Origin of the sequence: Chryseobacterium sp. JK1 (genome assembly GCF_050632815.1) — a bacterium.
Classification (GTDB): domain Bacteria; phylum Bacteroidota; class Bacteroidia; order Flavobacteriales; family Weeksellaceae; genus Chryseobacterium.
This window is the reverse complement of the sequence record NZ_JBODRU010000001.1, coordinates 1796968-1821827: the sequence shown is the minus strand read 5'-3', so window position 1 is coordinate 1821827 and position 24860 is coordinate 1796968. Positions and strand designations below refer to the sequence as shown.

The 24860-nt window shown below is 35.9% G+C and carries 17 protein-coding genes; 11 read left to right on the top strand and 6 right to left on the bottom strand.

Features of this window, described 5'->3' with window-relative positions:
• Positions 1-106 precede the first annotated feature (106 nt).
• The 6 genes from recQ to ACQ76T_RS08215 all read left to right on the top strand — a co-directional run bounded on the left by recQ (position 107) and on the right by ACQ76T_RS08215 (position 9208).
• On the top strand, positions 107-2311 hold the full coding sequence (gene recQ, locus ACQ76T_RS08240) for a DNA helicase RecQ (protein WP_431342829.1): 2205 nt from the start codon (positions 107-109) through the stop codon (positions 2309-2311).
• Positions 2312-2499: 188 nt separating this feature from the next.
• Positions 2500-3579: a glycosyltransferase gene (locus tag ACQ76T_RS08235; RefSeq protein ID WP_431342828.1), complete on the top strand. Its 1080-nt coding sequence runs from the start codon at positions 2500-2502 to the stop codon at positions 3577-3579.
• A gap of 240 nt (positions 3580-3819) precedes the next feature.
• Entirely contained in the window at positions 3820-4170 is a 351-nt protein-coding gene (locus ACQ76T_RS08230) for a hypothetical protein (protein ID WP_431342827.1), read from the top strand.
• A 123-nt stretch (positions 4171-4293) separates the two neighbouring features.
• A complete protein-coding gene (gene lpdA / locus ACQ76T_RS08225; RefSeq protein ID WP_431342826.1) occupies positions 4294-5697 on the top strand; it encodes a dihydrolipoyl dehydrogenase in 1404 nt (467 codons plus the stop codon).
• A 259-nt stretch (positions 5698-5956) separates the two neighbouring features.
• Positions 5957-8188, top strand: a complete 2232-nt coding sequence (locus ACQ76T_RS08220) for a reprolysin-like metallopeptidase (protein WP_431342825.1) — start codon at positions 5957-5959, stop codon at positions 8186-8188.
• A gap of 192 nt (positions 8189-8380) precedes the next feature.
• Positions 8381-9208 (top strand): CvfB family protein, encoded by an 828-nt coding sequence (locus ACQ76T_RS08215; RefSeq protein ID WP_431342824.1) that lies wholly within the window; start codon positions 8381-8383, stop codon positions 9206-9208.
• A gap of 38 nt (positions 9209-9246) precedes the next feature.
• Here the strand turns inward: ACQ76T_RS08215 and ACQ76T_RS08210 are convergent, their stop codons facing one another.
• Positions 9247-13260, bottom strand: coding sequence for a T9SS type B sorting domain-containing protein (locus ACQ76T_RS08210; RefSeq protein ID WP_431342823.1), 4014 nt, complete (start codon positions 13258-13260; stop codon positions 9247-9249).
• Positions 13261-13447: 187 nt separating this feature from the next.
• Between ACQ76T_RS08210 and ACQ76T_RS08205 the strand changes: the two genes are divergently transcribed.
• The 4 genes from ACQ76T_RS08205 (at position 13448) to ACQ76T_RS08190 (ending at position 19762) form a co-directional block, all read left to right on the top strand.
• Entirely contained in the window at positions 13448-14041 is a 594-nt protein-coding gene (locus ACQ76T_RS08205; protein WP_422692613.1) for a TetR/AcrR family transcriptional regulator, read from the top strand.
• Positions 14042-14133: 92 nt separating this feature from the next.
• Entirely contained in the window at positions 14134-15501 is a 1368-nt protein-coding gene (locus tag ACQ76T_RS08200; protein WP_431342822.1) for a TolC family protein, read from the top strand.
• Between the two features lie 6 nt (positions 15502-15507).
• Complete coding sequence (locus ACQ76T_RS08195; RefSeq protein ID WP_431342821.1) at positions 15508-16569, top strand: efflux RND transporter periplasmic adaptor subunit; 1062 nt, start codon at positions 15508-15510, stop codon at positions 16567-16569.
• Positions 16570-16576: 7 nt separating this feature from the next.
• Complete coding sequence (locus tag ACQ76T_RS08190; protein WP_431342820.1) at positions 16577-19762, top strand: efflux RND transporter permease subunit; 3186 nt, start codon at positions 16577-16579, stop codon at positions 19760-19762.
• Between the two features lie 306 nt (positions 19763-20068).
• On the opposite strand, the gene ACQ76T_RS08185 is transcribed toward ACQ76T_RS08190, so the two are convergent.
• The 5 genes from ACQ76T_RS08185 to ACQ76T_RS08165 all read right to left on the bottom strand — a co-directional run bounded on the left by ACQ76T_RS08185 (position 20069) and on the right by ACQ76T_RS08165 (position 24456).
• The gene (locus ACQ76T_RS08185) at positions 20069-20515 is read right to left on the bottom strand and encodes a KTSC domain-containing protein (protein WP_422692609.1); all 447 of its coding nucleotides are present in this window, start codon (positions 20513-20515) and stop codon (positions 20069-20071) included.
• Between the two features lie 144 nt (positions 20516-20659).
• A complete protein-coding gene (locus tag ACQ76T_RS08180) occupies positions 20660-21709 on the bottom strand; it encodes a hypothetical protein (protein WP_431342819.1) in 1050 nt (349 codons plus the stop codon).
• Positions 21710-21820: 111 nt separating this feature from the next.
• Positions 21821-22717 carry a retropepsin-like aspartic protease gene (locus ACQ76T_RS08175; RefSeq protein ID WP_431342818.1) on the bottom strand — a complete coding sequence of 299 codons (897 nt, stop codon included), beginning with the start codon at positions 22715-22717 and terminating at the stop codon, positions 21821-21823.
• A gap of 254 nt (positions 22718-22971) precedes the next feature.
• Positions 22972-23742, bottom strand: coding sequence for a hypothetical protein (locus tag ACQ76T_RS08170; RefSeq protein ID WP_431342817.1), 771 nt, complete (start codon positions 23740-23742; stop codon positions 22972-22974).
• Positions 23743-24072: 330 nt separating this feature from the next.
• The gene (locus ACQ76T_RS08165; RefSeq protein ID WP_431342816.1) at positions 24073-24456 is read right to left on the bottom strand and encodes a VOC family protein; all 384 of its coding nucleotides are present in this window, start codon (positions 24454-24456) and stop codon (positions 24073-24075) included.
• 120 nt (positions 24457-24576) lie between these two features.
• Between ACQ76T_RS08165 and ACQ76T_RS08160 the strand changes: the two genes are divergently transcribed.
• Positions 24577-24780, top strand: coding sequence for a hypothetical protein (locus ACQ76T_RS08160; RefSeq protein ID WP_431342815.1), 204 nt, complete (start codon positions 24577-24579; stop codon positions 24778-24780).
• Positions 24781-24860 lie beyond the last annotated feature (80 nt).

Below are 24860 nucleotides of genomic sequence, written 5' to 3'. Positions count from 1 at the left end.
AAGAATATTTAATATAAATTTTATTTTTTATAAATTCGTTCGCTTTTATTTTAAGCAGAATTTTTATAACTTTGGGAGACATGCAAATTTAGCAATAGAAAATTAGATGAGCGCAAAAAAAGCCAATTTATCAGGCGAATTGAAAAAGTATTTTGGGTTTTCTACATTTAAGGGCCAGCAGGAACAGATTATAGACAACCTATTGAATGGAAAGGATATATTTGTTTTGATGCCTACTGGAGGTGGAAAATCATTATGTTATCAGCTTCCGGCACTTATTTCGGAAGGCACGGCAATAGTCGTTTCGCCCCTAATCGCGTTGATGAAAAACCAGGTAGATGCCGTTAATGGTCTTTCATCCGATGATGGAGTAGCACACGTACTGAATTCATCATTAAACAAAACGCAGACCAAACAGGTTTTTGACGATATTAAAAACGGAAAAACCAAGCTTCTGTATGTAGCTCCTGAATCATTGATTAAAGATGATTATCTGGACTTCCTGAAAGATGTAAAGATCTCCTTCTTCGCGATCGACGAGGCGCACTGTATTTCAGAATGGGGACATGATTTCAGGCCGGAGTACAGAAATCTTAAACAGATTATAGACAAGATCGCCAGTGTACCGGTGATCGCCTTAACGGCAACCGCAACGCCTAAAGTTCAGGATGACATCCAGAAAACTTTAGGGATGACCAACGCATTGGTATTTAAAGAAAGTTTTAACCGTCCTAATCTGTATTATGAGGTATGTCCGAAGATCAATGTAGATAAGGAAATCGTTAAATTTATCAATCAGCATAAAGGAAAATCGGGGATTGTATATTGTCTTAGCCGAAGAAAAGTTGAAGAATTTGCTCAGCTTTTACAGGTAAACGGCATTAATGCCCTTCCTTATCATGCAGGTCTTGATCAAAAAATAAGGGTCGCCAATCAGGATAAATTCCTGATGGAAGAAGTAGATGTGATTGTTGCAACCATTGCCTTTGGAATGGGAATTGACAAGCCGGATGTTCGTTTTGTCATTCATTATGACTTTCCAAAATCTCTGGAAAGCTACTACCAGGAAACCGGAAGAGCAGGAAGAGATGGAGGAGAAGGGCACTGTTTGGCATTTTACGATCCGAAAGACATTGAGAAACTGGAGAAATTCCTGGCGCAGAAACCTGTTTCAGAGAGAGAAATCGGACTACAGCTTTTGAACGAAGTAGTGGGATATGCCGAAACGTCCATGAGCCGAAGACAGTATATTTTATATTATTTTGGGGAAAATTTTGATCCTGTAAAAGGAGACGGAGCCAATATGTGTGATAATTCGTCCAACCCTCCAAAATTAAAAGATGCTACTGCTGATCTGGAAAAATCTCTGGAACTGATTAATGATACAGGAGAAAAATTTAAAGCTAAAGATCTGATTTCTGTGATCGTTGGAAAAGAAACAGCCGTTACGAAATCATACAAACTGGAGCAGTCTTCTTACTTTGGCTTCGGAAAAGAAGAAAAAGATAATTACTGGAAAACAATTCTCAGACAGGCGACGGTTCAGAACTTCTTGCAGAAAGATATTGAAACCTACGGTGTTTTAAAAATTACCGAAAAGGGAAGAAAAGTAGTAAGTGGCAAATCTAAAGAGACCTTTTTAATAGCAGAAGACAGAGAATTCGATCTTACACAGGCAAAAGCAGAAAGTGATCAGCTACAGCAACAGGCAGGTGGTGGCTTAGATCAAAAACTGTTTACTCTATTAAAAGAATTGAGAAAAAAAGTAGCCAAAAAACATGGTATTCCACCGTACACGGTATTTATGGATCCAAGTTTAGAGGATATGACGGTTCAATACCCAATTACGGTAGATGAGATCAACAAAATTTATGGAGTAGGAGAAGGAAAAGCCAAAAAATATGGTAAAGAATTCGCTGATTATATCAAAACCTACGTTGAGGATAATAACATAGAGCGTACTCAGGATATGGTATTGAAACAAGTGGCTAATAAATCAAGTCACAAGGTTTTCATCATTCAAAGTACCGATAAAAAAATTGATCTTGAAGATATCGCAAGAGCCAAAAATCTTTCCATGGATGAGCTTTTAAAAGAAATGGAAAGAATTGTTTACCAGGGAACCAAGCTCAATATAGACTATTATATTGAAGATAATTTTGACGAAGATATCGTAGATGGCTTTATGGAGTTCATGAACGAATCTGAAAGCGACAGTATGAAAATTTTATTGGATGAGTTTGGAGATGAGCTGTCTGATGAAGAAGTAAGAATGCTGAGAATTAAATTCATCAGTGATGTTGCAAATTAATGTTTTCAATACCACTAAAAATAAAAAGTAAGCTCTTTCACAAAAGAGCTTACTTTTTTATGAAATAAATCCTGTAAAAGTTCAATATATTTTAAAGGTTAGTTAATTTCTGTTAATAACCATTGTTACAGTAATCTTCGGCAGCTCAATATTTGACTCATAATGAAACTTTTTAGTAACTTTAACTGATGAAAAAAATATCTGTCATATTTATTCTGCCGGACTTAGAAACCGGGGGCGCAGAAAGAATAGTTACTACTATAGCGAATCATCTCTCCAGAGATAGGTTTGAGCCTAAGATTTTGCTTTTACGTAAACAGGGTGGATACCTCAATTTTCTAAAAAAAGATGTCGAAATTATTGATATCAATACCGAAAGAATCAGACATTCCTTAAAACCTATTTTAGGAGAAATATATAGAAGAAAACCTGATATTGTGTTCTCTGGTTTTGGAGAAGTAAATGCTTATTTATCTCTGTTTATCAAACTTTTTCCGAGAACTAAATTTATTGCCAGAGAAACCAATGTGGTTACCCAGCATGTTACCAGAAAAGATATAAAATTCTTCTATAATTTTTACAATAACTATCAGAAAATCATTGCACAGAGCGATGATATGATGAAAGATCTTGTCGATAATTTTAATATTAAAAAGAAGAAAATTGTCAAGATCAACAATCCAGTAGACTTTGATTTTATAGATGATAAACTTGCTGTTTCCCTGAAACCTGAATGTTTTAAATATAACTATAAAAATGTTGTTGCCATTGGCAATCTATCGGCAAGAAAAGGATTTGACAATCTGTTGAAAGTTTTTTCAAGACTTAAAAATGATAATATTCTGCTCCACATTCTGGGAGATGGAAAAGACAAAGATGTTTTGCTTCAGACAAAAGAGTTTTTAGGACTTAAAAACGTTATTTTTCATGGCAGACAGGAAAATCCTTATCAGTTTTTGAAATATGCAGACCTGTTCATTCTTTCCTCAAGATATGAAGGCTTTCCAAACGTTCTTTTGGAAGCAGGCGCTTGTGGAACATATTCGTTGGCCAATAATTGTCCCGGAGGAATTAACGAGATTATCCAGCATAATGTGAATGGAGAAGTTTCTAATATAGAAAACTATGAAAACTTCGCTCAGCAAATTGTTAAAGTATTGCACAGTCAATATAATCGGGATGCCATTAAAAATTCTATAAGATCAAGATTTTCAAAAAACATCATTCTTGATGAATATGAAAGAGTTTTATTAGAGCTTGTGAAATAAGATAGTAGAAAAAAGATAGTGAAACCGTTATCCGGAAAGATCATAACTGCTTTTCAACGGTATTCTTGATAGATATAAATTTCATCTATAATCATCTATTTCTTTTCCAGAAATTATAATTACAGTATCATATATCCTTATGCTGATTTCCCCAAAAAAAGACATGCGGATGATTAGCAGACCTTCTTATGAAAAGAAAAAGAACTAATTTCGCGCAAATATTATTTAAAATTAAAATTTATGAAAGTAATTCCTAAAATAGGATGTGCTTGTGAAAAACCTGACGCCAGCTATACTGAATTTAGAAGCTCGGAATTAGGGATAGATCATACCAATGGAAGATATGGAGAAGTAAGTATTCAGCAGTGTAAGTTATGCCAAAGAATATGGATCCATTATTTTGTTGAGTATGAAAGCTTTTCCAAATCAGGAAGATGGTACAAAGGAATTGTTTCGAAAAAAGACCGCTCGCAGATAACCCCGGAAAATACAGTAGAGTATCTGGAAAGCCTGGAATGGTATGTGTATGGTGGTTCTTATTTTGAAAGCACCGGAACTATTGGAAGCGGTAAAGTGAACGTAGATTTATAGAGGCTATAATTTATTTAAAATTTTTCGATTGTAAAATTGATAAAACTCACTTTGGTGCTTGGTAATTTATACGTAAATTTGTGAGAATAAAGATAGATAATAATAAAAAATTCATAAAATAACATGAGTCAATTCGATGTTACCGTAATAGGTTCTGGTCCTGGAGGATATGTAGCTGCGATCCGTGCAGCTCAGTTAGGTTTCAAAACAGCAATTATTGAAAAATATTCAACTTTAGGCGGAACTTGTCTTAACGTTGGATGTATTCCGTCAAAAGCGCTTCTTGACAGCTCTGAGCATTTCGAAAATGCAAAACACAATTTTGCAGGTCACGGAATCATCATCAACGAGCCTCAGGCAGATATTGCCAGAATGATCGAACGTAAGAATGAAGTGGTAAAACAGAATACAGACGGGATTAATTACCTGATGAACAAAAACAAAATTACTGTTTTTGAAGGATTAGGAAGCTTTGAATCTGCTACTCAGATCAAAATCACGAAAAATGACGGTTCTTCTGAAACTATAGAATCTAAATATACAATTATTGCTACAGGTTCTAAACCATCTTCTTTACCTTTCATCTCTTTAGATAAAGAAAGAGTAATTACCTCTACAGAAGCTTTAAATCTTAAAGAAATTCCTAAGCATTTAGTCGTAATCGGAGGTGGAGTAATCGGTCTTGAGCTAGGTTCAGTATACCTAAGATTGGGAGCTCAGGTAACTGTTGTTGAATTTATGGATAAAATCATCCCTGGAATGGATGGAGCTTTAAGCAAGGAATTGACAAAAGTTCTTAAAAAACAAGGTATGAAATTTATGCTTTCTACAGCCGTTTCTGCCGTGGAAAGAAATGGAGATACTGTAAAGATCACCGCGAAAGACAAAAAAGGAGAAGAAGTAGTTGTAGAAGGCGACTACTGTTTGGTTTCTGTAGGAAGAAGACCTTATACAGATGGTTTAGCTCTTGAAAAAGCAGGCGTTGAACTGGACGAAAGAGGAAGAGTAAAAGTAAACGATCATTTACAGACTAACGTTTCCAACATCTATGCGATCGGAGACGTTATCAAAGGAGCAATGTTAGCTCACAAAGCTGAAGAAGAAGGAGTTCTTGTTGCTGAATTATTAGCTGGACAAAAACCACATATCAATTACAACCTAATCCCAGGTGTAGTATATACATGGCCAGAAGTTGCAGGAGTTGGTAAAACTGAAGAGCAGCTGAAAGAAGAAGGTGTAGCTTACAAAGTAGGTTCTTTCCCAATGAGAGCATTAGGAAGAAGCCGTGCAAGTGGTGATATCGATGGTCTTGTTAAAATCATTGCAGATGAAAAAACGGATGAGGTTCTAGGTATGCACATCATCGGCGCCAGAGCAGCTGACCTTATTGCTGAAGGAGTAATTGCAATGGAATTCCGTGCAAGTGCTGAAGATATTGCAAGAAGTTCTCACGCTCACCCAACTTATGCTGAAGCAATCAAAGAAGCAGCGTTGGATGCTACTGCGAAGAGACCTATCCACATGTAAGATAAAAATATCCGGAGTTTACCTTTAAAGGTTTTAAACTTCTAACAATAAATACAAGCGCCATACTTTAAGTGTGGTGCTTTTTTATTTTTAAAAACTTTTTATTACATTTGTAATTTGTTAACTATCAGTAAATCAATTAGTTGAAATTATTATTCAAACTATTTGAAAAGAAATAAAAAATCAAATAGATTGTTAAATTGATATAATTCAAACCTGAAATATTTTGATTATGTAGAAAATTATTTTAAACATATATATGATGAAAACACGTTTATTGTATTCAGTGTTGTTTGTACTATCTTTTTCCTTAGGAAAAGCTCAGGATTTCTTTACAGAAGCTAATGAAAGAAGTATTAAAACTGAACCTGCGAAGAGAACGGTACAACCTGAAAAATTTCTTACTTACACATTGAATGTAGGTAAAATGAAAAGCTATTTTAATTCTGTTCCCGAATTAAAAGACAATGATTCCAAAGATAACGCCCGAATTATTATTCTCCCGATGCCTGATGGAACAAAAGCCAAATTCAAAATCTGGAAATCTTCTATAATGGATAGCGAACTGGCTGCAAAATTTCCAGAGCTTGTAACATTTACAGGGCAAGGAATTGATGATAAATATGCTACTGTAAAGCTGGATTTCACAGAATTAGGGTTTCACGCTCAAATACAGTCTACGGCAACAGGTGATTTGTACATTGATCCTTATGCAAAAGGTGATATTGATAATTATGTAGTATACAGAAAAGAAGATTTAATTAACAATAAAAGAACAAGTTGTGGACTGAGAAATACATTGCCGGCAGAAGCAAAAGCTGAACAAAAAAGTGTAACGGCCAGTATAGGTAATCAAATCAGAATTTTCAGATTGGCAATAGCTTGTACCGGTGAATATGCTGTTGCGGCCACCGGCTCTCCTTCACCTACTGTTGCTCAGACTCTTTCTGCTATTGTAACTACTGTAAACAGGGTAAATGGTATATATGAAAAAGAACTGGCCGTAAGACTGGTACTTATAGCAAATGAAAACAACATTATTTTTACAAATGCTTCTACAGATCCTTTTAGTGGTAATAATAATTCGGATGTATTAATTGATGAAAGTCAATCCGAGATTAATACCAGAATAGGTGCTGCAAACTATGATGTAGGGCATACATTCAGTACTGGAGGTGGCGGATTGGCAGATTTAGGTGGAATATGTATAAATAAAATAAAAGCCAGCGGAATTACTGGTTCATCCAATCCTGTTGGAGATCCTTATGATGTAGATTATGTAGCTCATGAGCTGGGCCATCAATTCGGAGGACCCCATACTTTTAATGCTACAACAAGCTATTGTAATGGTAACCGTGAAGCGCATAATGCTGTGGAGCCTGGAAGTGGTATTACTATTATGGGATATGCGGGAATTTGTGATAGTGTAAATAACTTGGCATCAAACAGTATTGCGATATTTCATACCAATTCTTTTGAGTCTATAACTTCAACAGTGAAGTCTAAAAAATGCCAAACTACTACGAATGTCTCTAATACTGCACCTGTTGTTAAGGCTGGGAATAATTATACTATTCCTCTAAATACTCCTTTTAAACTAACGGGTTCCGCTACAGATGCACAAGGAAATGCACTTACTTACTCTTGGGAACAAAATGATGTTGGTCCTGCCGGAGATTGGAACGCAGCAACAGGTAATGCCCCTTTATTCAGGTCATATTTGCCAGTAACGGTTCCTTATAGATATTTTCCGAGGCTTCAGGATGTATTAAGTAATAGTGTAACGAAAGGTGAAGTTTGGCCTACCTATGCCAGAACTTTAAATTTTAGACTAACGGTAAGAGACAATAATGCAGGTTGTGGAGGAGTTGCCAATGATGATGTTGCAATAACAGTAAATGGAGGTTCGGGGCCATTCAGAGTAACGGCACCTGCTTCAGCGGTCACATGGGTTGGAGGCAGTACACAGACCGTAAGCTGGAATGTTGCCAATACAACGTTTTCACCTGTAAGTTGTGCCAATGTAAGTATTTTGCTTTCTACAGACGGAGGTCTTACTTATCCAACTACACTTTTAGCATCTACTCCCAATGACGGTTCGCAAGTGATAACAGTTCCTAATGTTACTACTTCAAAAGCAAGAATTATGGTAGCGAGTGTAGGAAATGTTTTCTATCATATTAATCCATCTGATTTTAATATTGCTGGTCAAACTTTAGGAGTAAATGAATTAACTAAAGATGATGATGCATTTTTAATCTATCCTAACCCTGGCAAAGGTATCTTGAATATTAAATTTACTAAGGCAAGTAATACACATGATATTAGTATCTATGATGCCAGTGGAAGATTAGTATTCAGCAAACTTAACAATAAACTGGATAGTGGAAAAGTTACTTCTTATAATGTAGAAAAACTGATTAAAGGAGAATATTTAATTCATATTAAATCTGAAATTATAGATAAAACGATTAAATGGATAAAAGAATAATAGCTTTTATTAAGATGAATATTGATCTCATAGATTAATAATTCCACTAAAACTACTCATAATAGAGTCTGTCTTGCAACAAATATAAAGACAGGCTCTATTTGTTTTTCATAATATCCGAAATCTGATTTTTATGATGCTTTTTTAATCTTGACTTTATTTCCGTACCTTTGTCAGCTAATTTTATCATCAATGCAACTCGGAAAAACTCAGACTTTAAAAATTTCAGAAAAAATTAACTCAGGATGGATCTTAACTGATGAAGAATCTGCTGAAAAAGCTTTTCTTCCCAAAATCTTCATTCGTGATGAACAGGAAGTAGGAGAATATGTTGAGGTTTTTGTATATCAGGATGATGATAAATTAAAAGCAACCACCGAAATTCCTTTGGCAGAAGTGGGTGAATTTGCTGTTATGAGCTGTGTGCAGAGTCTTCCGAGTGGAGCCTTTATGGATTGGGGAATTATCAAAGATCTGTTTATTCCTTACAAGCAGCAGAAAACAAAAATTATCGAAGGGAAAAGATATCTTGTTTATGTATATGTTGAAGAAGATATGGAACTGATTACCGGAACTACAAAATTCAAGAGAAATCCTCAATATCAGGATCTTCCATTCAAAAAAGGAGATAAAGTAGATTTGATCATGATGAATGAAAGCGAACTGGGCTGGAATGTGATCATCAATAAAAAATATATTGGCCTGATCTATACTTCTGATGTTTTCAAAAAGTTATATCCTTTATCAGAGGGAACAGGTTATATCAAAGCCATTCGTGAGGATGGTAAAATTGATGTTTCCCTGCAACTGGAAGGTTTTGAAAACATTGATGAATTCAAACAGAAAATACTGAACAGGCTGGAAGAGAACTACGGTCTCCTGTATGTCTCAGACAAATCGACTCCTGAAGAGATTAAAGATGAACTTCAGATGAGTAAGAAGAACTTTAAGAAAGCCATCGGTGGACTTTATAAAGATAAGATTATCGATATTGAGGAAGATAAAATCAAATTACTATAAAATAAAAACGGGCAGAAAATTCTGCCCGTTTTTTGTTATTATCTGTTCTTAATTAGCAGCCATCCGCTATATATTCTTCCATCAGAAACTTTGATTGTGTACCAGTAGTTTCCTGTAGGTAATGGTTGAGAGTCATATTTTCCATCCCATTGGAATGGTTTCTTTTTGATGATCTCTTTATATATGATTGCACCTTGTCTGTCATATAAATAGATTTCTGTCCCAGGATAATTTTCCAACCCTGATATTTTCCACGTATCATTTACACCATCTCCGTTAGGACTTATTGCATTAGGAATATTGAAAATGGAGAATTTTTTCTGCCCGATAAAACATCCCGATTTTGTTCTTATATACACCGTATATTCTCCCATTGTCAAATTGGTAAAAACGTTTGAATTCTGCCAAGTAGAATTATCCAGCGAATATTCGTAATTACCCGTTGCGGAAAGAATGATTGTAGCAGTGTTTCCGGTAATGTTTACAGAAACAATTTGTGCTAATATAGAATAAGTAATCTGTGAAGAGCTGCTACTCTCGCATCCAAAATTATTGGTAACCTTTACAGAATATGTTCCTGGGGTAGAAACTGTGATCGTTTGGGTCGTTGCTCCGGTGTTCCATAGATAAGATTTAAAACCTGCCCCGGCATCCAAAACTACAGATTTTCCTTCACAGAATTCAAGTTTTTCAGGAAGCAGGACGGAAGGTTTTGGATGTAATGTTAAAGTCAGTCTCACTGTTTTAAAACATCCGTCAGGAGTCGTTACATTCACAAGGATAAGCGTTGAGCCTATATTTAAAACATAAGCCTCAGGGGTAATAATTACGTTTCCTGCTGCATCAGTATAAGTGAAGGTATATCCTGAAGGATTATTAATGATATTACCTTCATAAGAATGAAGATTAACGGTCATTGTATTTCCGGTTGTATTATTACAGATAACCTGCGAAAAGTTATTTGCCGGAACATTATCCAGAGAAAGAGTTATTGATATAGCCAGTTTTTCAGACTCACATCCGTTGATAGTTTGTGTAACATAATAGGTTTGTCCGTTTACGAGAGGAGTGTTTACCGGTAATATATTTCCCGCTGCATTGTAATAGATCAGAGAAGTTCCAATTACAAAAAGTTTATCCAGTGTTGGGTTAGCAGATGCGCACAACTCCTGATTGCTATTGGCTGTTGGCTTTGGAGTAGTATTTATGATAACCTGGACGAAAGCCTTATTACTTTCACATCCATTTACAGTTTGAGATGCATAATAGGTTTGTCCACTCACCAGAGAAGCTGATGGTGATAAAGCAACTCCTGTGGCATCGTACCATTTTATATTCTGACCTGTAATCTGGAGATCTGATATCTTTGGATTGTTGGTAGCACAGAAGGTCTGCTGGACATTAGAAACATTAGGCAGAGAAGGAGAGGTTACAATGATGTTTTGATTTTGAGTAGTTGTATTTCCATTGCCATCATTATAGGTCCAGTGAATAATATAATTTCCAGGGGTAGAATAAGAAAGCGGATCCGTTGTGGTCGCTGTAATCGTTCCAGCACAGTTATCTGTAGCTGTTGGCAAATTAACGACCGTTATGTGGCAGTCTCCTGTAATATCTGCTAAGTTGGCCACATTTGGAACTGGTGCAATGGTATCACCTACAACTACATTTACGGTAAAATTACCATCACAAGCTCCAGACCCGGAAACCTGACAAGTATAGGTCCCGGAATGGGCGACCATAGCATTAGGGATCGTAGGGTTTTGTAAGGTAGATGTAAATCCGTTAGGACCTGTCCAGAGATAAGTGGTACCTCCATTAGCATTAAGTTGAATGGTGGAACTGACGCAAACAGGAGAATTTGAAGTGACAGATATTCCCGCATAACAGTCATAAAATTTGGCAAAATTATTATTGACATTTGTTCCTCCTAATGTATAAATATTGTTGCTTTTTGCAAAAATAGAATGAATGGTAGAATAATAGTAAGTTCCCCAGATACGATTTCCTGTAGTGCCGAATTTTGTGAAAAATCCGGAATGGTAACCATTATTATTGGTTGGAAGATAACCATTTGGAGTTGCTATTTGAATTCCATTAGAAGTCTGGCCAGAAAACACCAAATTATTATTATCATCAACAGAAAGCCCAAAAGCAATATCATCATCTACATTATTGCTTGTGGTTGCTCCAAAATAAGTTCCCCAGATCTGATATCCTGTTGGACTAAATTTTGTTAAAAAGATATCGTTGCCCAGATTAGAGGTACGAGTGGTCTGATGTGTTCCTGGAGTTGCTATTTTTTCGTTGGCATCAGTATTTCCTAAAAGGATGATATTATCATTTTTGTCTACTTTCAGGTCCCTTACGGTTGTTTTTCCTTCATCGGAATTAAATTGAATACCATATGCATTTCTACCTCCATAGTAAGTTCCCCATAAAAACTGAAAATTACTGTCCAATTTAGCCAGGTACATATTACCATATCCGATCAGAGTTTGCTGATGTGTGCCCACTGTTCCCAGGCCACTGATATTGTAACCTTGATAGACATCGCCAGCTATATAGATATTATTATTACTGTCCCTGTCAATCTTTTTGATCCCATAATCTCTTAGCAAAAAATAAGAACCATACATTTGCTGACCAGTGGGAGAAAACTTTGCAATAAAAGAAGCTCCATTTGGGTTATTTTGAATGGCCCCATTAGAAGTGGCAATGCCATTATTACCAGTACTAAGCCCTCCAATAATTAAATTCTGGTTAGAATCGAGAACTACGGTATTTGCAGTGTCAAATTGATCTCCTCCAAAATAAGTACCCCACATTCTTACCCCATTATCATTAAATTTCATGATAAAAGAATCAATGTCATATCCCATCCACTGCCCCTGATAATTGGTATGCTCTTTATGGGCTCCGGGAGTTGTTACGGTATTGGTTCCCCCTTCGGAATCTCTGGCCTGGCCAACGGCATATACTTCATTGTTATTATTGATCGTAATATCTTTTAAAAGATTAGTCTCATCACCTCCGTAATTGAATTGATGATTTCCTAAAAAGACCCCCCATATCTTATTTCCTGCAGAATCAAATTTACAGATATACCCATAATTTTGAGAGTTGGTATCCATAATAGTATACGTACTGGTAGCAATATTATACCTGGCAATAGTAGTGAAGCCAGTATAAACCTCCTGATTAGAATTGGCCAGCACTCTGTAATATGTATTACTTTGCCAAACCCAGTTAGGGTGATTTTTAATCCATATAGGAGTAGGAACAGGATCAATAATCAATGTTTTAGTAAATAAGTCCTGCTTGCCGGCAAAACCATAAGTGTTTTCATCAATTTGTCTATAACTGATTGCTGTTTCCTGGTTAGATTTTCCATCTGTGACCCAGGAAAGAGGAATGTTTTCATGCATATCTCCAAAGCGGAGTTCCATCACAATCCTTTTATCTTTTAAAGAAGTTTTTATACCATTGAATTTCATTTTGATATCTGAGACTTTCCCACCAGGTCTTACGATAAAATTGTACTCAATAGGTTTTAAAGTATCTTTTGGTTTAAAGAAAACAAGATCGATATTGTTGTAGATATTTTTATAAGTAACCTTTTTAAAACGATAAACATTTAAAATTCCGTTAGGCTTTCCGGGAACATTATAAAAGTTATCGTAATCTGGAGATTTTTCCTCAGGAATTATTTCAGAGTTAATATTAGAACCAACCAAATCTATATCTACTCTATGATATTTATATTTTACCTTTTCTGTCTTTTGATCTGGGGATTTTTGTGTTTTAGAAGTAATAGATTCATTTATTTTCTCTACTTGGTATACGTCATAAGAAAAACTATTAGAACGAAGCTGAACATTCAGCCCATTTGAAAGAAAAAGATACTTCACATCTTTATTCTCCTTCCCGTCCTGATCAATAATCTGCCCCTTGTTTTCGTAGAAATAGTAAGAATTGTTTTCCGAAATCTTTTTTTGTGAAAATAGAAATACTCCACTCAAAACTGAGAACAGTAATATAATTTTTTTCATCTGGTTATCAATTTTTTTGCGGCAAAGATATGAAATTGCTGTTTTCATCAAATATTTATGAACATTAATCCCCAAAATATTCCTAAAAATATGATGGATGTCATAACAATTCTGTTTAATTTTTTTGTTTAACAATTTTGTCAAAAATATTTTTTACTATAAATTTGCACAAATTTGTTTAACAAAAATGTCAAATCAAGCAAAAAAAGACCAAACACAGGAATTGATCAAGGAGACAGCGAAGAATTTATTCTTTGTGAAAGGAAAATTTGATGCTACTACGCAGGAGATTGCCGATGCCGCAGGAGTAAACAGAACCTTAATTAACTATTACTTCCGATCAAGAGATAAGCTGTTACAGATTATTTTTGATGAAGCTCAGAAAGTAGAGCAGGAGAAATCAAAGATTATTCAGAATGCCGATCTGCCCTTTAAAGAGAAGATCAGTAAATTCATAGAAAGCAGCCTTGCTACAAGCCTTCAATATCCTTATCTGGAAACTTATATCGTTTCACAGATCAACAAGGGAACATGCCATCAGAGAGAAATTGAAGAAGACGTTCTGAACCAGATGTATAGCGACATCGAAAAAGAAATGGAATTGGGAAATATTGAAAAAATGGCTCCCGTTCAGTTTATCCTTAATATGGTATCACTATTGGTTTTCCCAAGTGCTATAAGACCATTATTTATGGAGAATCTTATGATAAATGACGAAGAATATGATAAGATTATTTCTGAACGTAAAGAGATTATTATCAATATGTTGTTTAAAAATTAAAAAAATCTAAAGTATTTCCCACAATGGTTCGTCCTTTAGAAATAAAATAATGATTGAAAAATTAAATTAAAAAATAAACGAAGTATAAAATTATGAAAAGAAAACGTATAACTGCTAAAAAGCTAAAGATTGGGATAGCTGCAGCATTTATGATTTTCGGCTTTTCATCTGTGTCTGCCCAACAGCAGGTTTCTCTACAGGAAGCAATAAAGCAGGCACTCCAAAATAAGGCAGAAGCTAAAAAAGCTGCTTTGCAGGTTAAAAAAGCCGAATATAAGATTGATGAGGCCAGAGCCGGAGCTTTACCCCAGATCAGTGCAACGATAAACAATACCTATAATCCAATTTTGCAGAAGTCTGTGCTTCCAGGAGAGATTTTAGGCAGACCAGGAGAACTTATCCCGGTAGCTTTTGGAACAAAATGGCAATCTGTAAACGTAGTAAGCCTGAATCAGAATATTTTTGATCAAAGAGTTTTCATAGGTCTTAAAGCCGCGAAATCTACAAGAGAATTCTATCTTTTAAATTCTGAATTAACCAATGAACAGATCATCGAAAATGTGGCTACAGCATATTATCAGGTATTTGTTCAGGAAGAGAATCTAAAAACCGTAGAAGAAAGCTACGCCAATACAGAGCGTACAAGGAACGTCATTAAGAGTTTAGTGGATAACGGATTGGCAAAACCAATAGATTTGGATCGTACCAACGTTCAGCTTACCAATATCAAATCCAATAAACAACAGTTGATCAACTCTGTTGAGGTTTCTAAAAACTCATTGAAGTTCTACATGGGAATTCCTATTGATAATGCCATTGAACTTGAAGAAAAAACAATAGTACCAAATCCTCAGCTTCTGGAAACCAACGTTAACCTGGAAACCCGTTCTGAAATAAAAGTTTTAAATAAACAAAAAGAACTTTTACAATTCAGTAAAAAAGCAACGGAAGCTAATCTTTATCCTACTGTAGGGCTTTCAGCTAACTATGGTTGGCAGGGGTTGGGAAATAAATTTCCTTATGCTACAGGATCTAGCCAGGGAACCAATTGGGGAGACTATGCTTCAATAGGGGTGGCTATCAAAATTCCAATTTTCATGGGTGGAGCTACTAAAGCTCAGATCCAGCAGGCGGAAATTGATATTCAGGATCTGGATCAGGATATCCAAAACAAAAAACTGAATTTGAGTTTAGATTATAAAAACGCCATTACCAATATGGAGAATGCAATAATCAATATTCAAAGCATGAAAGATAATGTGGACCTGGCAGATAAAGTACAGAAAAATACTCAGTCTAACTACCAATACGGTTTGGCAACCCTTACCGAAGTACTGGATACGGAAAATGCGCTTACACAGGCCAAACAAAACTATGCAAATGCATTGCTTGACTATAAACAGGCTGAAATAAAAGTAATAAAAGCAAAAGGAGAGTTAAACACATTACAAAACCCATAATAAACAATGAAAAAAACTTTAATATATATCATCGTAGCAGCTGTACTCGTAGGTTTAGCCGCTTATAAGATTGCCGGGAACAAAGAAAAACAGACAAAAGAAGTAGCAGAGGTTGCCAAGCAGGTAGATAAAGTCAATGTTAATATCGTTACCGTTGCAAGGGAAAATATTGATACAGATTATTCTGCCAACGGAACTTTCCTTCCCAAGCAGGAAATGAATCAGTCTTCCGAAATTTCAGGGCGTATCGTTAATGTGTTGGTAAAAGAAGGATCAAGAGTAGGAGCAGGACAGGTTTTAGCTACCATTAAAAGAGATGCTATCGAAGTAGATGTTACTCAGGCTCAAAATAACCTTCAAAATGCCATTATCGATAACCAACGTTATGAAAATGCATACAAAACAGGAGGGGTAACCAAACAACAGCTGGATAACTCAAGACTACAGCTTAAAAATATGCAGGCTGCCCTTAAGGCTCAGGGTGTAAAAGTAAACGATACAAGCATCCGTGCAGGGATTAGCGGTACGATTAACAAAAAAATGGTAGAACCGGGAACTGTTGTTTCACCGGGAACAGCCATGTTTGAGATTGTTAATATCAACAGCTTAAAACTTTCAGTTTTAGTAGACGAAAGCCAGATCGGAAAAATCCAGTTAGGTCAGGAAGTTCCTATTAAAGTAAACGTTTTACCGGAAGATTCTTTCGTGGGCAGAATTACATTTATTGCTCCTAAAAGTGATGCCTCTTTGAACTTCCCTGTTGAAATTGAAGTTCAGAACAGAGGAAACTTAAAAGCAGGGATGTATGCAACCGCAAAATTCAGTACCAACAATGGAGCTGAGACCAAGAATATGCTTACAGTTCCTGCAGAAGCGTTTGTAAATGGAGTAAGTTCAGGGCAGCTATTCGTTGTTCAGAACGGTGTTGCCAAATTGATCAAAGTAACCGTTGGAAAAGTTTACGGAGATAAAGTTCAGGTATTAAGCGGATTGAATGGAGGAGAGCAGGTAGTAACCAGCGGACAGATCAACCTGGACAACGGATCTAAAGTGAACATTATAAAGTAGCAGATCTATGAAGTTAGCAGAAATATCGATTAAAAGACCCTCGTTAGTCATTGTATTATTTACAATTCTGACGTTGGGAGGTATCCTGAGTTATACGCTCATGGGATACGAATTGATTCCGAAGTTTGAAACCAATATGGTAACCATTACAACGGTATACCCGGGAGCTTCACCCGCAGAGGTGGAAACTTCCGTGACCCGAAAGATAGAGGATGCCGTAGGATCTTTGGAAAACGTGAAAAAAGTAGAATCCTCTTCCTACGAAAGTTTATCCATCATCATGGTTCAGCTGAACGATGGAGCAGATGTAAACTATGCTTTGAATGATGCGCAGCGTAAGGTAAATGCAATCTTGGCAGACCTTCCGGATGACGTAAAAGCACCGTCCCTGAATAAATTTTCCTTAGATGATTTACCCATTATTACCATGAGTATCTCATCAGATAAACTGAACAGTAAGGACCTTTATGACCTTTTAGATAAAAAAATAGAACCTATCTTCTCCCGTGTAAACGGTGTGGCTCAGGTAGATCTTGTAGGAGGTCAGGAAAGAGAAATTCAGGTAAACCTGGATGAGAAAAAACTACAGGGGTATGGTCTTTCAATAGGAGATGTACAACAGTCTATCTTATCTTCCAACCTGGATTTCCCTACAGGAAGTTTGAAAACGAGAACTACAAAATCTACGATCAGACTATCAGGGAAATATAAATCAATTGAAGATATGAACAACCTTGTAGTGTCCAACAAAAATGGAGCTCAGGTTCGTTTATCAGACATTGCCACTGTTTTTGACTCTCAGAAGGATGTTGAAAAAGTAGCAAGATTCAATCAGTTCCCAACCATCTTAATGCAGGTTAAAAAACAGTCAGATGCCAATGCGGTGGCTGTATCTGAAAGTGTTCAGAAAACCATTAAAACTGTAGAAGAAGCTTACAAAGTTCAAGGGGTAAAAGTGAAAATCGTAAACGATACCACAGAATTTACCCTTGAATCTGCCAACCACGTTATTTTCGACTTGTTCTTGGCGATTATCCTCGTAGCTATTGTAATGTTACTATTCCTTCACAGTATCAGAAACGCATTTATCGTCATGGTTTCTATTCCAGCTTCCCTTGTGGCAGCGTTCATTGGAATGAACTTGATGGGATACACTTTGAACTTGATGAGTTTACTTGGGCTATCGCTCGTGGTAGGTATCCTTGTAGATGACGCGATCGTAGTACTGGAAAATATTTACCGTCACATGGAGATGGGGAAAAGCAAGATCAGAGCCGCCTATGATGGAGCTTCTGAGATCGGATTTACCGTAGCAGCAATTACCTTGGTAATCGTAGTGGTATTCTTACCTATTGCCATGAGTTCAGGACTTGTAGCAAACATCCTGGCTCAGTTCTGCGTCACGGTAGTTATTGCCACCTTACTATCCTTATTGGCTTCATTTACCATCATTCCTTGGTTATCATCAAGATTCGGTAAACTGGAACATTTAACAGGTAAAAACTGGTTTGAGAAATTCATTCTTTGGTTTGAAGGGTTGATCGACAAATTCACTCACTGGATCACAGGAATTCTTGAATGGTGTCTGAAGACTACATTAAGAAGAATCTCAACGGTAGTGATTACATTTATTGTTTTGATAAGTTCATTTATGCTGGTAGCATTCGGTTTCATTGGAGGTGAATTCTTCCCGCCGATTGACCGTGGGCAGTTCTTAGTACAAATGGAGCTTTCAAAAGATGCAACCATTGAGAAAACCAACCAATTGACATTAGATGTTGAGAAGTTCTTAAGAAATGATCATGATGTGGTAGACCTTATTACAACCGTTGGACAACAGTCGACAGGCTTTGGGGGAGCTCAGGCAACAACCTACCAATCTGAAGTTCAGGTCAACTTAACAGACAAATCTGAACGTTCTGAAAGTACCAACATCAAAGCAGCGAAAATAAAAAGACAGCTGGAAGAGAAATTTACAGGGGTTGAATTCAAAACGGCTCCAATTGGTATCATGGGGGCTGAAAATGCTCCAATCGAAATGGTAGTAACCGGACCGGATAACGCAACCGCTGTAAAAGAAGCAACCAGAATATTGGAATTACTGAAGAAAGTTCCCGGAGCCGTAGATGCAGAATTATCTACAGATACAGGAAGCCCGGAAGTTCAGGTAAGTATAGACAGAGATAAAATGGCCTCTTTAGGATTGAATCTTTCCAGTGTAGGACAAACGATGCAGACTGCATTCAACGGAAATACAGACGGAAAATTCAGAGCCGGAGAATATGAATATGATATCAACATCCGTTTTGGAGATGTCAACAGACAATCTATTGATGATGTTAAAAACCTAATGTTTACAAATCCTCAGGGGCAGCAGATTCGTCTGAGCCAGTTTGCAGATGTGAAAATGGGTTCAGGGCCAAGCTTACTTGAACGTAGAGACAAATCTCCTTCTGTAAAAGTAAGAGCAAAAGCAGTAGGTAGACCTGTAGGGGACGTTGCCAATGAATGGTCTAAACAGTTCATGGATGGTAAGAAAAAACCTGTAGGAGTAGAATATATCTGGAGTGGAGATATGGAGAACCAGCAGGAAGGTTTCGGTACGTTAGGTATCGCGTTATTGGCAGCTATCGTATTGGTATACCTGGTAATGGTGTCACTGTATGACAGTTTCGTGTATCCGTTCGTGGTATTGTTCTCAATTCCGTTGGCGATGATCGGGGTAATGGTAATTCTTGCCTTAACAGCCAACTCACTGAACATCTTCACCATGCTAGGGATGATCATGTTGATTGGTCTTGTTGCGAAGAATGCGATCCTTATCGTTGACTTTACGAATGCCAGAAAAGCTGCAGGTTCTAATACTCACGACGCATTAGTACAGGCAAACCACGCACGTCTTCGTCCGATCCTGATGACTACCATTGCGATGATCTTCGGTATGTTACCTATCGCATTGGCAACAGGAGCGGGAGCTGAAATGAATAAAGGTCTTGCATGGGTAGTAATCGGTGGTTTGACATCGTCACTATTCCTTACCTTGATCATTGTACCGGTAGTATACTCTCTATTCGATTCTATCTTAAGAAGAATGGGTAAAGATACCAAAGTAGACTACGAAGCTGAAATGAAAGCAGATTATGAACACAGAGAACTGAGTGAAGACGGATTTACTCCTAAACATTTAGATTAATATAACACAACCTTTAATTAACCGAAAGCGCCTCAGAATTTCTGAGGCGCTTTTTTATTTTAAACCATCTGATAAGATCCTGAAGACCAATAAACCTTTATTAAATCTATCTTATCAGGTTATAAACCTCTTTTAGATACATAACGGCGACAGATGGATGGAGTATTGAATAGGCCCAAAAAATCATTATTAAAGGGGAACTATGTGAAAGGCTTTTCATATGATGTCATATGACGGTCAGAGAAAAAAGGGCCTTCGAATAATTTCGAAGGCCCTTTTTATATTTTATATATTGTTATTGAAAAATTAGTCTGCCATCGCCTCTCCGGACTTTCTGTAAACGAAATTTCCATAGATGTGTCTTCTTGCAAAACGGCTTGGTGAATCAGCATTGATCATCTTGATGTATGTGTTTTTAGGTACACCTATATACTCATACATATTTCCGTTCAGGTGCTGGACCGTTAGAATAGATTTCTCCAGATAAAAATCCTGAATGTTGGATTTTGTAATGGTTTCAGTATATTCTTCTTTATATTTCTCCTGTGTTTCAGCATTGATACTTACCAAAAAGTGATACGCTTCAATCACAGACTTGCTTTTTTCTTCAGCTTCCAGTTTTCCGGCTTCATCATTAATGAATTTATCAGGGTGCGTGTCTTTCATCACGTTTCTGTAAATGGTCTTTAATTCTTTTAGAGTAACATTTTTATCTACTCCAAGAAGCGTTCTGTGCTCACCAATTTTTTTCATATATCTAATCCTTATTTTCGGGGTGCAAAATTAAGCAATTAAATTTGAAAAATCATAACGTATTCATTATTAATTTATTCAATTATTTTTACGGGGTTGGGAATGGTGGCAATCAAAGCATTAACCTAATCGTTTTTTTTCATGTTAGTGAATATACCGATCCCAACGATCATGCTTTGATACAACGGAATCCATTTTAACCTTATTTATTTTAGGAGATAGGGCATTGGTAATCTCAGAAAAATAGTTGGAAGGATCATATTTTTTCACAAGAAAATAAAGATGCTCATTGATGGCAGTACCGCTTTCTTCCGGCTTATAGGTGGTATGGAAAGCAATATTCTTCATCAGATCTCTGGCTTTTTCTGTTTTATACTGAAGTGTGGCAATAGTAAGGTCTTCAAGCTCGAAAAAAGAATCATAAGCACTGAATGCTTTTCCTTTAACCTGTTTATTGTAAAATTCCTCTAAAATGGGAAAATAGGAAGGCTTTGGATGATGTTTGATAAAATCGACCGCGGGATTCATGTGAGTAGGAGACTGCATACTTTCATTTGCGGCTTGATAGAGAAAATCTTTGATCAGAAGGCTGTCTTCGGGTTTATTGTAGTTGGCCATATAATTCAGCAGCGTACTATTTCCATAGAGTCTGTTGTCTCTTTTCGTCTCCATCAGTTTTCTGAGCGGTTGATAATATTGCGGATCAGGAGTGCTTTTATTATTATCAAGGTATAAAAACATATAACCTTCCAGATGAGATAGCTGTTCAAAATTGTTGATGATTATCCCGAAAAGCTTTTCTTTCTGCTCTTTAGTGAAAATATCCTTTTTGCTGATGGTATAAAACATCATGGCATCCGGAACTGTGAGTTCATTAATGGTGTCATAACTTGTAAATACATCAAGTGTTTTTTTATTATTCAGGTTTTTCATAAGCACTCCAAAGCATTCTTCAGGATATTTTTCTACAAGAATTTGGAAAAAATATAATGCAACTTTTGGGTTTTCATTGGAAGAGAGCTGAACAATTTTTCTTTTAGAAAATTCTTCAAAAAGATTCTTTCTGAATGTATTTTCATAAACGGAATTATTAGATGTTGCGATCTGATGAATCATCTTCTGCTGTTTCTCATTGTACTGACAGGATGTAAGTGCCAGTGAAAGAGAAAGAATAATTATAGCTCGGATCTTCATGAATACTCAATGTTTTTAAGGTTATTTTGCTACTGAATCTTAATAGCAAAAAATATTCCTCAAAAGAACAATTAACAATAGTAACAGTGTTTTCTGGATAAAATCATTCGATTATTTGAATTCAGAGTAAAGATTTTTGTTCAGTTTAAAATAAATAAACTGATTTTTGAAATCGATGATGGTATTGAACCTTTTGAGAAACTGATTTCCAAAGAATCCCGCCATTTTTTCAGTAGCATCCATTCCTTCTGTAGAACCCGAAAGAGTGACAGGAACATTATAAAGGTATTTTTGAGCAAATTGTATGGATGGGCAAATGACTACCGGCATTTCATATACAGAACCATCTGATCCCTGGGCTGTCGCTTTTCCTATTTTTTTCATGACCTTAGCCAATTCATTCTTTTTTGCGAACGGAGCAGCAATCGTAAGGGCATCATCTGCTCCGCTGTCGAGTCCGAAAATTCCGGAATATTCCTTGCTGTTTACTGTAATAGTGCTTTCTATAGCCGGGTAATTATCAATGAGGTGAAGTTTCATTTTTTCATACCCGGAAAGGTCTAAAGTGGTTGTATTTTCTTCATAAAAGCGAATTTCATTCTTATGATAGTCTATTTCGACAATTTTTCCCTGCATCAGATCTGTACCGAAAACGCCGTCAAAATTTGCAGAATGATAGGGGATAAGGGTAAGGAGAACATCTTTTTTGTCTATGTTTCCAAATTGCACGGTATTATGACTGCTGTATTCCACGGTGTTTGTTCCGTTAGAGCCTTGGTTTTCAGATGTTCCATCTACTTTCAGATTCAATTTTTTCTTTGAATTGACATTAATAACCGAACCGTCTGCACCTGTATCAAAAAGAAATTTAACATGAGCGGAATCATTCACCTTACAATACATATAAATGGAGTGATTTTCCAAAGAGAAAGGAACAACAGTGGGCGATTTTTGAGCTGAAATCCCGATACTGATGATTACTGAAAATAAATAATAAATAAAATCCATGGTTGATTAAGCCTTTTAGAACAACGAAAGTAAAAGGATTTCTCAAGTTGACAAAGAAACAGAAGGCTGTTAACCTTCCTTTAACCGTTCATTAACTGTTCTCACAAATTCGAACCTGTTATTTTCATTAAGGTAAAAAAATGGAGGAAATATGAACCGAAAAATAGTCTATATTTTAAATCTGGTTCCATAAAAAACAGCACCCAGAAATGAGTGCTGCATTATTATTTTTTAGATATTCAGTATCTTGATTGTTACGGCATATCGCAATTTTTTTTCAACTTAGTGAAAATCTTGTCAAAATCTTTATAGGCAGTTCCTTCATCATCACGTCTCTGTCTGAAGCTGCTGTTGGCACAGTTGTGGAAACTAAGGCCAATAAGATCAATCAGTGCATAATCTTCACTTTGAGGATCATTCAGCTTTGCATTGAAGCGGTTCATTACTCCCTGTGGATCAGAATTGTTTTTGCTTTTTAACTCTGTGTAAGCTTTCCAGGTAGCAAACATTTTTTCTCTGTCAGGAGTCGATATTGCATCAATAGGCTCTCTGCAGGTTTCGTAAAATTTGCTGTTTTTGAGAGTGGAGGGATCGGAAAATGCAAGAATTTCTTCCTTATTCAGTTCATATTCGTTTTCAAAAGTGTAGATCGCATCTTCATGCATCTTTTTCCACATAGGAAGATCAATCACTTTAAGGTTATAAAGTTCTGCTTTCTTTTCCTGATATTGTTTTTCCAAATCTTCCAGATGAGCGTCCTTATTTTTACGGACTTCCTCCAAACTGGATAATTTAAAGATAGGACGGGTGTCAAAATGAACCCCGTTGAATTTATATAAAAGCTTATTAACGCCGTCTATTTCTTCTTTTTCATATTTAGTTGCATCAAAATATCCTTTGTTGTCACAATTGAATGTTTGATAGCTGTAAGGGGTAAGATGAGTAGTCTTAGTAGGTTTTTTCTGCCCCCAAACAATAACAGATAGAGCCAAACAAAGCCCGATCATCATTTTTTTCTTGCGCATAGTTGTTGAAGAATCTGAATGTTCTGAATTTTCCGCTTCAAAATTAAGGCTTTAAATTTGAAAATTAAAGAATTAGATCAATTTTATATGATTATTTTCTCACTTTATCATTATTTTAATGGATGTTTATATTCTGATGTGTTTTTTTATATAAATTTGATTTGTTTCAAAGGAGATTTTTATGGCTAATTGTTTGTATTCCAATGTATTTTTCCCTTGTTGCTGAATTTGGAGGTTCAGTTGTTAAGAATTTTGAATTTGGTGAACCTTATTTATCCATAATTGAGATAAGTTTACTAAGAGAAAATCTCAAAACTCACCTTATTTATTTTACAGATAATAGTTGCTTACTTCAATAAGATTTTGATCCGGATCACGAAAATAAACAGATTTTATTTTCCCTACAGCGCCTGTCCTGTCTACAATTCCTTCAATGATTGGTACATTTTTCTGTTTAAGTTCTTCCAAAACCTCCTGAATATCGGTTTGAGCAATAAAACAAAGATCGGCAGATCCGCAAGTAGGACTTTCTGCTTTGGGTTCGAATTCCTTTCCTTTTTGGTGCAGATTGATTTTTTGATTTCCAAAAATAAGTGCTTTTCTATTGTCTCCGAAAGTTACAACTTCAAATCCCATGATTTGAGTGTAAAACTCAATGGTTTTATCAATATCCGCAACGGTTAGTACAAGATGATCCAGATTTTTAATTTCCATATTCTACTTTTTGTTTTTAAACATAAATATTCATCTAAATTAGCACTATTTGAAGGGATGATGCTATATTCTCCATTGTTTTTGTAAATTAAAAATAATAGATTTACACAAATTAATACTATGCCGACTGTTTATCTTGCGATTATTTTTATTGTCGCTGTTTTTGGAGGAATTGCTTATCTGATTATGCGTTTTTTCGACCGCTGGACTCAAGGCAAGCGATATGAAGTGCTTTTTAATACTTTGATATTCATCGTATCATTTTTCCTGATTTCATCTTTTAGTATTTATATTTTCTTCGCCAATGTTAATTTTGGCCGATAAGAATTTGATTTTTAATTAATATTACTCTATAAATTTACGATATGTATTTCGATTGGCTTTACTTGTTTTTACTTGTTGTT

What these genes read in the sequence shown, in the direction of transcription:
- recQ (WP_431342829.1), top strand. Translation starts at nt 107, where the DNA reads ATGAGCGCAAAAAAAGCCAATTTATCAGGCGAATTGAAAAAGTATTTT.
- ACQ76T_RS08165 (WP_431342816.1), bottom strand. Translation starts at nt 24,456, where the DNA reads ATGGAAATTAAAAATCTGGATCATCTTGTACTAACCGTTGCGGATATT.
- ACQ76T_RS08180 (WP_431342819.1), bottom strand. Translation starts at nt 21,709, where the DNA reads ATGAAGATCCGAGCTATAATTATTCTTTCTCTTTCACTGGCACTTACA.
- ACQ76T_RS08230 (WP_431342827.1), top strand. Translation starts at nt 3,820, where the DNA reads ATGAAAGTAATTCCTAAAATAGGATGTGCTTGTGAAAAACCTGACGCC.
- ACQ76T_RS08160 (WP_431342815.1), top strand. Translation starts at nt 24,577, where the DNA reads ATGCCGACTGTTTATCTTGCGATTATTTTTATTGTCGCTGTTTTTGGA.
- ACQ76T_RS08175 (WP_431342818.1), bottom strand. Translation starts at nt 22,717, where the DNA reads ATGGATTTTATTTATTATTTATTTTCAGTAATCATCAGTATCGGGATT.
- ACQ76T_RS08195 (WP_431342821.1), top strand. Translation starts at nt 15,508, where the DNA reads ATGAAAAAAACTTTAATATATATCATCGTAGCAGCTGTACTCGTAGGT.
- lpdA (WP_431342826.1), top strand. Translation starts at nt 4,294, where the DNA reads ATGAGTCAATTCGATGTTACCGTAATAGGTTCTGGTCCTGGAGGATAT.
- ACQ76T_RS08220 (WP_431342825.1), top strand. Translation starts at nt 5,957, where the DNA reads ATGATGAAAACACGTTTATTGTATTCAGTGTTGTTTGTACTATCTTTT.
- ACQ76T_RS08185 (WP_422692609.1), bottom strand. Translation starts at nt 20,515, where the DNA reads ATGAAAAAAATTGGTGAGCACAGAACGCTTCTTGGAGTAGATAAAAAT.
- ACQ76T_RS08190 (WP_431342820.1), top strand. Translation starts at nt 16,577, where the DNA reads ATGAAGTTAGCAGAAATATCGATTAAAAGACCCTCGTTAGTCATTGTA.
- ACQ76T_RS08210 (WP_431342823.1), bottom strand. Translation starts at nt 13,260, where the DNA reads ATGAAAAAAATTATATTACTGTTCTCAGTTTTGAGTGGAGTATTTCTA.
- ACQ76T_RS08205 (WP_422692613.1), top strand. Translation starts at nt 13,448, where the DNA reads ATGTCAAATCAAGCAAAAAAAGACCAAACACAGGAATTGATCAAGGAG.
- ACQ76T_RS08200 (WP_431342822.1), top strand. Translation starts at nt 14,134, where the DNA reads ATGAAAAGAAAACGTATAACTGCTAAAAAGCTAAAGATTGGGATAGCT.
- ACQ76T_RS08235 (WP_431342828.1), top strand. Translation starts at nt 2,500, where the DNA reads ATGAAAAAAATATCTGTCATATTTATTCTGCCGGACTTAGAAACCGGG.
- ACQ76T_RS08215 (WP_431342824.1), top strand. Translation starts at nt 8,381, where the DNA reads ATGCAACTCGGAAAAACTCAGACTTTAAAAATTTCAGAAAAAATTAAC.
- ACQ76T_RS08170 (WP_431342817.1), bottom strand. Translation starts at nt 23,742, where the DNA reads ATGCGCAAGAAAAAAATGATGATCGGGCTTTGTTTGGCTCTATCTGTT.